Origin of the sequence: Arthrobacter sp. NPDC057009 (assembly GCF_042673905.1) — a bacterium.
Lineage (GTDB): Bacteria > Actinomycetota > Actinomycetes > Actinomycetales > Micrococcaceae > Arthrobacter.
In genome coordinates, this window is record NZ_JBHUSB010000021.1 from 43,986 (window position 1) to 54,822 (window position 10,837).

Consider the following 10,837-nt stretch of genomic DNA (forward strand, 5'->3'; position numbering starts at 1 on the left):
CTTGTACCAAAGAGGCCGCAACTTTCATGGCGACGATATTGTCAACAAAAAGGTTGCCGGTTAGATTTGATAGACCCGCCGTTGTGGAAGGTCCCAGCGACGCGGCTACTTGAAGGCAGGGCGGCATGAACGTCGGAACCCGCGGCTCCCAGCTCGCTATCCCGTGCTGGATCATGCGCGGTGGTACCTCAAAGGGCCCGTTCTTCCGGGCCAGGGACCTTCCCGCCGAAAAGGATGCCCGCGACGCTGTCCTTCTGGCAGCGATGGGCTCCCCGGACCCCCGGCAGATCGACGGCCTCGGCGGCGCGCACCCGTTGACCAGCAAGGCCGGGATCGTCTCCACCAGCGACCGGGACGACGTCGACCTGGAATTCCTTTTCGCCCAACTTCAACCCACGAGCGACACCGTGGACACCACGGCCAACTGCGGAAACATGCTTGCTGCCGTTGTCCCCTTTGCCGTCGAATCCGGGCTGTTAGCACCCGACGGCGACTTCACCACGGCGCGGGTGCTCACCCTGAACACCGGCCTGGTCGCAGAAGTCACCATCCAAACTCCCCTGGGCTCAGAGCGCTACGTCGAGTACAGCGGCGGCGCCCGCATTGACGGCGTCCCGGGTTCCGCCGCACCTGTAGAGATCAACTTCCTCGACACCGCGGGGTCGGTCTGCGACTCATTACTGCCCACCGGCAACCTGAGGGACACTGTGGACGTGGACGGCCTCGGGCCGGTGGACGTGACCTGTATCGATAACGGCATGCCGTTGGTGATCGTTCAGGCAGCCGCACTTGGCCGCACCGGGCAGGAAACCGTGGCCGACCTCAACAAGGACACCGAACTGAAGACCCGGCTGGAAGATCTGCGGATCAGCTGCGGGAAACTCATGGGCCTGGGAGACGTTACGGATCGGAACTACCCGAAAATGACCCTCATCTCGGCGCCCGCAAGCGGCGGCGCCTTCAACACGCGCAGCTTCATCCCGCATGTCTGCCACGAATCCATCGGCGTCCTCGCCGCCGTCACCGCTGCAACAGCGGCAGTACTCGACGGGACGGTGGCACACGACATCGCTGAGCTTCCCACTGGAGCCCAGCCGGCGGTGTCCGTGGAACATCCCAGTGGCGAATTCACTGTCAGACTCGGTCTCGATCCTGCCGAACCTAACCGCGTAATGAAATCCGCATTGATCCGCACCGCACGGCTTCTCATGGCCGGGAACGTCATGGTCCCCTCCCGCCTCGGGACACCTGTGTCCCAGCCCTCTTCATCTTCCCAGGAGCACACAGAATGATCATCGACATCCACGGCCACTACACGACCGCTCCGCCTGCACTGGCACAATGGCGCGACCGCCAGATCGCCGGGCTCACTGACCCCTCCGCCGCACCCCGCCGTGAGGACCTCAAGATTTCCGACCCCGTGCTGCGGGAAAGCATCGAACAAAACCAGCTGAAGCTGATGGACGAGCGCGGCATCGACCTCACAGTCTTTTCGCCCCGCGCCTCATTCATGGCACACCATATTGGCGGGTTTGAGACGTCCGCCGAGTGGGCCGCCATCTGCAATGAACTCTGCTACCGGGTCAGCCAGCTCTACCCGGAACGCTTCGTCCCTGCGGCGATGCTGCCCCAATCACCCGGAGTGGACCCCGCCACGTGCATCCCGGAGCTCACCAAGTGCGTGGAGGAATACGGGGCCGTCGCACTGAATCTGAACCCGGACCCGTCCGGCGGGCATTGGACCGCACCTCCGCTGACCGACAGGTCCTGGTACCCCATCTACGAAAAGATGGTGGAATACGACATCCCCGCCATGGTCCACGTCAGCACCAGCACCAATCCTGCCTTCCACACCACAGGAGCCCACTACCTGAACGCCGACACCACAGCGTTCATGCAGCTCATCCAAGGCGACCTCTTCAAAGACTTCCCCACCCTCAAGCTGGTCATCCCTCACGGTGGCGGTGCCGTCCCCTACCACTGGGGAAGATTCCGCGGCCTGGCCATGGCCCTAAAAAAACCCGCCCTGGAAGAACACCTGCTCCGCAACGTCTTCTTCGACACCTGCGTCTACCACCAGCCCGGCATCGACCTGCTTCTCGACGTCATCCCCACCAGAAACATCCTGTTCGCTTCAGAAATGATCGGCGCGGTCCGGGATATCGACCCCTGCACCGGCCAAAACTTCGACGACACCGCCCGCTACATCGAAGCGGCAGGCCTGAACGAAGCGGACCAGGCAGCCATCCAAGAAAACAACGCCCGTGCCGTCTACCCCCGCCTCAACACCCTGCTCAAGCAGCAGGGCCGCTAGCCATCCCAGGAGCCAGAATCATGCAGGAACTCGGAGTAGTCCACACCAACATCAACCGCGCGAGCGAACAGGACGTCAAAGCCCTCTCCGCATTCGGCGTCAGCACCATCCACGAAGCCATGGGCCGCCTGGGTCTCATGCGCCCCTACATCCGCCCCGTCTACCCGGGGGCCACCATGTGTGGCACCGCCGTCACCGTCCTGCTCCAGCCCGGCGACAACTGGATGATGCACGTCGCCGCTGAGCAGGTCCGCCCCGGCGACGTCGTGGTCGCAGCATGCACCACCGAAAGCGAAGACGGCTTCTTCGGCGACCTGCTCGCCACATCCCTTCAGGCCCGTGGAGCGAAGGGCCTCATCATCGACGGCGGCTGCCGGGACGTTGCCACCCTTCAGGACATGGACTTCCCCGTCTTCAGCCGCGCCATCAACTCCAAAGGCACCGTCAAGGCCACCCTCGGATCCGTAAATGTTCCGGTCGTCTGCGCGAACGCACTGGTCAACCCGGGAGACGTAGTGGTTGCCGACATCGACGGCGTTGTGGTGGTCCCCGCCTCCCGGGCCGCTGACGTGGTGGAGGCCGCCCGCAAACGGGAGGACAACGAAGAAGCCAAGCGCCAACGCTTCGCCAACGGAGAGCTCGGTTTGGACATCTACAACATGCGCGCACCACTCGAAGCAGCCGGCCTCCGCTACATCAGCTAACCAATGAAAAACCAGAACGGAGAGAACCGGCTCACGACCGACCGCATGATCGGGGTAGACATCGGAGGCACCGGCATCAAGGGCGGCATCGTCAACCTGGCAACAGGCCGTCTCGAAGGCGACCTGGTGCGCCGTGTTACCCCTCAACCAGCCACACCACAGGCCGTTGCCGACACCGTCTCCCAAGTTGTCCAGGAACTCAACCACCACGAGAACGCCCCGGACCCGGGATCACCGGTGGGCGTGACCTACCCAGGCATTATCCACAACGGCTACGCCCGGTCCGCCGCCAACATGGACCCGTCGTGGATCGATTTCGACATCACTACTCTCTTCACAGAGACACTCGCCCGGCCGGTGGAGGTCCTCAATGATGCCGATGCGGCTGGACTGGCCGAAGTCGAATTCGGCGCAGGCAGAGGCGTAAACGGCACAGTGCTGGTCCTCACCCTCGGCACCGGCATAGGATCCGCATTCATTTACAACGGAAAGCTCGTGCCAAACGCGGAACTGGGCCACCTCGAAATCGACGGCCACAACGCGGAGTCCAAGGCCTCCGCCGTCGCCCGTGAGCGGGACGGCTTGAACTGGGAGGAATACAGCGTCGTCCTGCAACGCTACTTTTCCCGGGTGGAATTCCTGTTCTCCCCCGAACTCATCATCGTGGGTGGCGGAATCTCCGAACGGACGAATGAATACCTCCCGCACATGAAGCTGCGCACTACCGTCGTCCCCGCCAAGCTGAAAAATGAGGCCGGCATCGTGGGGGCCGCACTCCAAAGCGCCAGGACTTCCCGGCCTTTATGGCATAACCAGCAGCCTTTACCGCTTCCGTCGTCTTCCCTGGCCTAGCCACTGCCGCTGGTGGACGGCCGCATAATGCGACAATCCCATACCTTCTAATCGTCGAAATCGGCGCCAATGCACCATGAGGAAAACATGTCAGCAACCAACCCGCACAACACAGCAGAACAAACTAGCCAACCCCCGGGCCGGAAAGAAGTGACGGACTGGACCACTCTCAAAGACCAAATGATAGAGATCCGTGTCGATGGCACCGCGACTGACCGAGGAAGGGTGGATGACGTCATGGCCGACGGCTCCATCCTCTGGCTGAGCAACGATGGACCATCCGGGCGGCGCATCATCGAGAAGGAGCCGGGGACCTCTGTCCACCTGGACTGAAGTTAAAATGGACCCCGCCCATTGCGGAAACAGATAAAAGGAAACCCAATGAGCGAACGTCTTTCTACTGCCCTTGTAACGACAGCTACGCCTGAGCGCTATGCGAAGCAGCTGGCTTCACACCTCGGCCGCCGCTCTCAAATCATCGACGAACCTGACGGGCTACGGATCGTCTTGGAGACTGGTGATTGTTTGCTGCAGACGCGAGCAGGCGTTCTTGTCATGAAAGCGCGGGCTGATTCTGAGCCGAATCTGGAAACGGTTAAGCGGGTCATCGCAGTCCACCTCGAGAGGTTTGGACAACGCAACGAACTCCGCGTCGAGTGGGACGCCAGTTAATTCGTCACGAAGAAGCACACCCCAACCTGACGTCAGGCAATCGCCTGGAAGGCGTCAGAGTAGAATCCGTTTTCCTTTTAGCTGACGCACCCTGGTGAAAGTCTTAGTTCTCAACCTGACACATACGGTCGCGTAAGCCGGTCCTCCAATACGACACTTTTGAGCGACGCCCCTTTCGGATATTTGCGTGGGGATGCTGCCCTCCCCCTAGGCGTATGCCCTGATCAGTAAAAAAGGGACCGCTGATAAACTTTGACAGTGCAATTTGATGGAATGCCTAACGAGGATGGAATGAGACGAACTACTTCAGCAGAAGCCACCCACTTCAGCGTTACCCAAATCTTTGGATTCGACGCTGCGGTCCGAATTGAAGCCAGCATCGATCCCGTTTCACTCCAGACAGATTCCGACAGGAAGAAGACCTTTAAGGCTGCTCTAGCTACCGCCATAAAGGGCGGCACAGATCGCATCTTCACCGGTGATGTGAAAGCAGAAATCACTTGGTTCGTCTCGGAAGAACGCCGCTACAGCACACACATCGTGGCGGACGTCGACAACATCATCAAGCCATTATTCGATGCCGTGACCGGTCCTGATGGAATCCTGATCGACGACAATCAGGTTCAACAGATTGGAGCGTCGTGGCTCGACGCTGAGCCTGGGAATCTGAAGTTCACGATGGTAGTCACTGCACTTTCCCCCGATGAGTTCATCCCCAGAACAAACCTGAAATTTGTCGATTTTGGAAGCCCCTATGGATGCATGCTTCTGCCAGACGGTCCTAGGATGCTGAGACGCATGCTGATGAAGACGACGGCAGATGCAATCCGCCACCATAGGGAACTGTTGGCCACCGGGATAGAACCGGTAGCAGCAAGAATGCACATGCCAATTCAGCGGTTTTATCCTTCGGCACGGCTGCGGGGCTTCAAGGTGGAACCACTTTCTACTGCACAGGCTTCGCTACTGGCGGACCCGTAAACCGCCCCTGACCTCACTAGCTCAACTCCACGGCCGTGCGGGCAGCAGCGAAGCGCTTCAAGCGCCTGATCAATCTTGTCGACAATAATGGTCAGGAGTTGCCGGAACGTTTCGATAGGACCGCTACTGATGCTGGTCGGGAAAGGGCTGGGACTGAAGCGCCCCAACAGCCATGTGAGACCCACCGGGGCGAGTCCGCGCTCATTATTGAGAACTCCGTACGGATTGCGTCGGCGACTCGGAACAACTTCCCTCGTTGATCACAAATTGTGGAGCGCCCGCAGCGACATGCTAAGGACTGTGAAACAATCAGTCGAGCAAGTTACCTAGGACCCCGTGAGCGGTCGTATACAGAGACGGATGACCGATGGCCCGAACCAAACCAGGGCTAAGCGTTATTGATTTGGCAGATACAGATGTGGCTTCGTCGAATCACTTTTGGTCCGGGCGAGCCCAAGTATTTGTCAAGGCGGAGCGAGCCGCGGGTCTGCGACTCGTCGTCCATGAGTACCTAGCGGCCAGGCTAGCCAATTCTGTGGGCATACCGGTGCCCTTTGGAGAAGTGGCTGGTATCCACGCGAACAGAGAAGCCTGGGTGAGCGCCATCGCTGGCCGTGACGGCAAGTTGTACCCTCCTCCCAGGATGGAAGACGTTGTGGAGAACGAGCGCCACATCCTCGCAGGCATCGCCGTTTTCGACGTATGGATCTTCAACCCTGATCGTGCTGAGCAGAACCTCATTTGGTCTGAGGACATTGGGGTTTGGGCAATAGATCACGACATGGCATTTTGCGGTAACAACGAGGATGGGACCGCGTGGATGGACGAAAACGTCTATGCGTCGTTCAATCCCGGAAAGCTAGCGAAACTCGGCCTGAACCAACGCGACACAAAATCTTGGACAGAGCTCATATGTGTCCAGGGAGCCGGCATGAGCCGGGCAGCGGTTGATTCGGCTCAACGAAGGGGACTCCTCACCGTTGACAATGCTGCTCGGTATAAGCGCTTCCTCCGCAAACGATCGGTAGGAATCCACGATCTTGTCTTCCGATCCATGAACTTTAAAGAGATACCGGGGATTGATGCTTCCCTCCGGGGAGCCAGCCAGCCGATCCTGTCATAATCGTGCTCATGTTCGACTGCCCGACCGTCCGCTTATCGACCTGAGCAAGAGGAACGCACCAATGCCCGCTCCTTGGTTCCTAGTTCAATACACCCACGAACTTCGGCGCCACGAGCCCAGGAATGTCGGTGTTGCCCTCAAGGATCCAAGTGGGCAATGGCATCTGCGCTTCTTGGGCGAAACCGCTGACTTGGGCATTGACGGGTACAGGCTGCGGGGGCTCAAGCTGAATAAGAGGTTGTTCGAATCCTGGATCGCGTTCTACCGCCGGAAGGCAGCTAGTGACGAATGGGAAGATGTCCTGGCGTTTCAGTCAGAGAAGCCGACAAACCTGACGGTCCGAAGCGCCGGTGTACATCTCAAAGACGAAAGCGATTGGGACAGCTTCACCCAGCAGTTGCTTACTGAGCTGGTCGACGATCCCCATCGTGAGACCAATGACCTGGATGCCAAAATAAGACGTCTTCTACAACGGGCCGGCGTCAGACCTGACGAACGGGTCCCGTTGAGAGGCAAGTGGGATCCTCAAGGGGCCGAACAAGACATCCTCTTTGACTTCGCCATTCCCGAAGCTATGCAGCCCAGTGTCATGGCTAAAGTCGCCTTTCAGCCCTCATCGATCCATGCATTCAAGGGACGCGTCGATGCTGTCCATCGCGTCACGCCCACGGCTAAGTTTGTCGCCTTCACCTCGTTCTCCGGTCAGAATGAGGAAAAGTTGGACGAACTCCTCATGCCGTTGGAAGCCGGCGCACATCCTATTGATGTGGACGACGCCCATGCACCGGAAGACCTCCGCGATTTTTTCCACCTGCCATGAACGCTATGATTCCCTCGGCACCGCCCGTCAATCCACGACGTCACCACCGTGCACACCCCATGCCCGCGTCCTTTTCACGGCGATATCGCGGTCCACGCTGTACCTCCGCACTGTCTTGGGATCGATTACGAATAGCGGTGCCGACGTGCCTCGCTCGATATCTCGTTCAAAGCGCTGCAAACGACTCACAGATTTCCCCACGCGCTCAAACCAGCGTGGGTTGCCGAAGAAGAGCACCACATTCTTACCCCCTTTGCTCACCAGCGAGGGGTAGACAATACCGTCGATGCGCGGGCTCGACCAATACCTGAAAGCGTCGGTGAGTACCTGCGTTGGCGCGTAGTCCACTGGATGATTGCCATCGAGGATGACCGGCTGAGTGATTCGCTGGACGTAGTATCCGAGCGACGCCAGTCGGTTTTCTCCTTCTACCGGTGGCGAGTCGTCGAAGACGCTGCGGATGGGAAGCGACTGTGTTAGATCAAGGACGCGTAACGGCTGTTGAGCAATGAAAGTGCCCGCGACGACTTCGTCGTAAGGACTATGTGAGGCGACTTCGGCGCAGGCGGTTTCGGCATTGAAGGCTGCGTAAAACATGGGGACGCCCTGTGCGTTCATACGACCTGCACTCGCACGATCTTCAGGGGCCGGTCCAAGTACGGACTCGGGAGCCCCTCGCGCGTCCCGCTCGAGCTTGCGGCAATCACGTTCGGTGCGCGCGCGATATAGCTTCGTTCCGCGCGCGAGCGGCTGGATGAGACCAGCGTGCTCCGCAGCGAACACGAGCAGCGAACGCACGAATTCGTAGTTTTTCTCAGGTACGGTTTCTGCCTTGGACCCGCACGGGATCGAAAGGAGTCGGGACTCATGTTTCACACTCTGCTCGAAGTCGTTCCATTCGAACTCCACGCCCGCCTCGTGGTCCATATCGTACGGTTCGAACCAGTCCGATTCTTCTGAAATGAGCCCTGCTACAAGTTTGCAAGCTGGGTCCAACACTTCGGATGTGACGCACCTGTCGAGCAGCGCCTCCACTACATCCTCGGTCGTCATTGGTTCTAAGATCTGCTCACGATCGAAGAACTGCCCCTCGTGGTTGTAAGACCGGCTCGCAGCCTCATCCACGAGTTCCGCGATGCGCCCCAGGTTCACCACGGGCCCACCTGATGCGAGTCCGATCTGCGCACAGAGAGTGCAGACGCCGTCCTTGGCATGCTGGTTAACCCGGCGAAGCAGGAAGGGGTCTGTGATGTGCGAGAGGCACATCGAGTCGTCGGTCGTGTCTATACGCGGAAACTCCATGAGCACATCGTGCCCGATGCCCCCTCGTCATGCACGCCCATCTCGTTGGCAGACTGCTCGGCGCTGCGGCACGACGCGACGGACTGTGAGCCGCGCCTACGGCGACGCCCGGCTAAAAAGCATAGGACCAATGGGCCGTTGGATCCTCCGTACCATTACCTGAGTACTTGATGGCTTCATCATTCCTGCGAAGCATCTGTTCCACGTGCACGGATCTATTAGTTCCGCTGACGGGAAGATCGATGGAGAGATTTAGGAATTCTGAGTCTAGGAGATGCTTATTACTCTCCCAATCAACGAAGTTCGATTGGAATCGAACCCGCAGTGTCCCTGGACCGTTGACAATGAACCCATCTTCTCGTTCAACTACACCCGCATGTCCCAGTCCTAGGGTCTGCTCAGGGATACCCCGGGATGGGGACGTCAAATGCACTGTCTCTGCAATCGGACTAATCTCCCCGCTAATGCGGTGCCGGGGAAGCATCACGCTGGGTCTGTTGAAAGTGTGTTCAACGAAGATGTCCGCATAACCCTTGAAGTACATTCCCCCGTTGAAATCTGAGTCTGGGTTCGGGTCCGGGTACATCTCAGTCCATGTCACTCCGATTCGCAGCACGTCCACGTTAGGAATCTGCACAGCAGGTACGAACATCCGCAGAATTTCGTCGCGCGCGGCTGATCTAGTGCCTGTTCCTTCCCGGATTGGAATCTCTCTGGAGGAACTCCCGTTCGCGAGCTTGAGGACATACGGAGCGCGTTCACTCGAAATTGCCAGAGCCCTGACCTTTCCTCCTTCGACCTCGATAGTGCGATCCCGAAGCAGCTCCGGCATGGCTTGATCAAAATGGCTCTGCACGCTCGGCCACCAATTACTCATCTCAAGTGCAGTCCAGGGCCTGTGCTTGCCTGTCTTTTCATCAATGCCAATGATCAAGATTACGGGTTCCCCGGCCGCCCGGTTCAAGCTGCCGGCCAGTTGTCGGACGAACTTCTCTTTTACGGCCGCCGGCCATTCAGCTTTGAATTCGACCAGATCGTCCTCACCGGCCCTATGGGCATGGATTGCATCGATTGCTGACAGGACGCGCATTTCGAGTTCAGTGGACTGCAATGCTGTTGCCTTTCAGTGCTCAGGTCGGTTGGCCGAGTCTCGGGCTATTGAGACCAACTAATCATTCCATCATCAAGGCGAAGCTTCGTGTAAGGCTACGTCTCCTGGCTAAGGCAGCATGTCGAGCACCGCCTCGCGCGGGTTGTCGCAAGCTTGGCACTGCACTAACTCCGGCCAGCGTAACCAGCATCTATCCGCAGGCTTCCGCGAGCGGTCTGCCGCACGGTCTTCGCCCCAACGCACTTCTCGGCCACTTTACATCTGGCCGCGCTGCCTCGACCTGATCCTGGTAAGTATCTTGCCTCCAGCAGCTTCAGCAGAGTGTGCGATTCCCATCGGATCAACGCCGATAACAGCGCGTATGTCGTCTTGGATCAGTGGCTTTAGGGTACTGTTTCGAGCAGCGGTGGCACCGGAGGCGGACATGATGGCGCGGCTGCATGGTAAGGCTGCAAGGTCGGCACTTCGAGCGTACGTTCTTTGTGGTCGTCGTAGTGGCTGTAGGAAGTGCCTTGTTTGGAGCGGCTTCCGGTTATTCCGCCATCATTGGCCTCGTCAGAAGCGGTGACTCGGCGGTACGCTCGCCCCAAGGACACGCCCTGAGTGATGACCCTACGGAGTTGTGACATGAGGAAAACCGGAAAGCTTCTTCTCGTTGTCCTGGGGGTCCTCGTTGTTTCCTCGGCCGCAGGATGGATAGGTGGACCCGAAGCCGGCGGCAGTGCCTTGCTCATGCTTGCAATCGGCCTGGGCGCCTATTTTGCTGTTGACTGGGGTGGCAATTACGCCACAAGGGTCGAAGGCTATCGACAGGACCTGATCTCGAAGAAGCGACTTTCAGGCAGCCATCTGGACATCGACCAAGGAGACTAGGACAAGGGCCCGACCACCTAGACTCCTCGAGATCAGGAATTTGTCCGAACGGTCTAGCATCGCCCACTTCGGGTTCCCGAGAGGA

The 10,837-nt window shown here is 58.8% G+C and carries 11 protein-coding genes; 9 read left to right on the forward strand and 2 right to left on the reverse strand.

Features of this window, described 5'->3' with window-relative positions; all coding sequences use genetic code 11:
* The first annotated feature begins 125 nt into the window (after positions 1–125).
* From ACFTR6_RS18450 to ACFTR6_RS18485, 8 genes are all read left to right on the forward strand, one after another.
* Positions 126–1,292 carry a 4-oxalomesaconate tautomerase gene (locus ACFTR6_RS18450; protein ID WP_377958954.1) on the forward strand — a complete coding sequence of 389 codons (1,167 nt, stop codon included), beginning with the start codon at positions 126–128 and terminating at the stop codon, positions 1,290–1,292.
* Positions 1,289–2,314 carry an amidohydrolase family protein gene (locus ACFTR6_RS18455; protein WP_377958955.1) on the forward strand — a complete coding sequence of 342 codons (1,026 nt, stop codon included), beginning with the start codon at positions 1,289–1,291 and terminating at the stop codon, positions 2,312–2,314. Before ACFTR6_RS18450 ends, ACFTR6_RS18455 begins: the two co-directional genes overlap by 4 nt.
* 20 nt (positions 2,315–2,334) lie before the next feature.
* Positions 2,335–3,018: a 4-carboxy-4-hydroxy-2-oxoadipate aldolase/oxaloacetate decarboxylase gene (gene ligK / locus ACFTR6_RS18460; RefSeq protein WP_377958956.1), complete on the forward strand. Its 684-nt coding sequence runs from the start codon at positions 2,335–2,337 to the stop codon at positions 3,016–3,018.
* A gap of 3 nt (positions 3,019–3,021) precedes the next feature.
* Positions 3,022–3,870 carry a polyphosphate--glucose phosphotransferase gene (gene ppgK / locus ACFTR6_RS18465; protein ID WP_377958957.1) on the forward strand — a complete coding sequence of 283 codons (849 nt, stop codon included), beginning with the start codon at positions 3,022–3,024 and terminating at the stop codon, positions 3,868–3,870.
* Positions 3,871–4,251: 381 nt separating this feature from the next.
* A complete protein-coding gene (locus ACFTR6_RS18470; protein WP_377958958.1) occupies positions 4,252–4,542 on the forward strand; it encodes a DUF2218 domain-containing protein in 291 nt (96 codons plus the stop codon).
* 258 nt (positions 4,543–4,800) lie between these two features.
* Positions 4,801–5,523 carry a RusA family crossover junction endodeoxyribonuclease gene (locus tag ACFTR6_RS18475; protein WP_377958959.1) on the forward strand — a complete coding sequence of 241 codons (723 nt, stop codon included), beginning with the start codon at positions 4,801–4,803 and terminating at the stop codon, positions 5,521–5,523.
* A gap of 595 nt (positions 5,524–6,118) precedes the next feature.
* Positions 6,119–6,646: a hypothetical protein gene (locus ACFTR6_RS18480; RefSeq protein ID WP_377958960.1), complete on the forward strand. Its 528-nt coding sequence runs from the start codon at positions 6,119–6,121 to the stop codon at positions 6,644–6,646.
* Between the two features lie 61 nt (positions 6,647–6,707).
* Complete coding sequence (locus ACFTR6_RS18485) at positions 6,708–7,466, forward strand: hypothetical protein (RefSeq protein WP_377958961.1); 759 nt, start codon at positions 6,708–6,710, stop codon at positions 7,464–7,466.
* A gap of 27 nt (positions 7,467–7,493) precedes the next feature.
* Here ACFTR6_RS18485 and ACFTR6_RS18490 read toward each other — a convergent pair whose 3' ends face one another.
* Both ACFTR6_RS18490 and ACFTR6_RS18495 read right to left on the reverse strand, forming a co-directional pair.
* The gene (locus ACFTR6_RS18490; RefSeq protein WP_377958962.1) at positions 7,494–8,768 is read right to left on the reverse strand and encodes an RES family NAD+ phosphorylase; all 1,275 of its coding nucleotides are present in this window, start codon (positions 8,766–8,768) and stop codon (positions 7,494–7,496) included.
* 112 nt (positions 8,769–8,880) lie between these two features.
* A complete protein-coding gene (locus ACFTR6_RS18495; protein ID WP_377958963.1) occupies positions 8,881–9,879 on the reverse strand; it encodes a hypothetical protein in 999 nt (332 codons plus the stop codon).
* A gap of 627 nt (positions 9,880–10,506) precedes the next feature.
* Here ACFTR6_RS18495 and ACFTR6_RS18500 point away from each other — a divergent pair.
* Positions 10,507–10,752 (forward strand): hypothetical protein, encoded by a 246-nt coding sequence (locus ACFTR6_RS18500; protein ID WP_377958964.1) that lies wholly within the window; start codon positions 10,507–10,509, stop codon positions 10,750–10,752.
* The last annotated feature ends 85 nt before the right edge of the window (positions 10,753–10,837 follow it).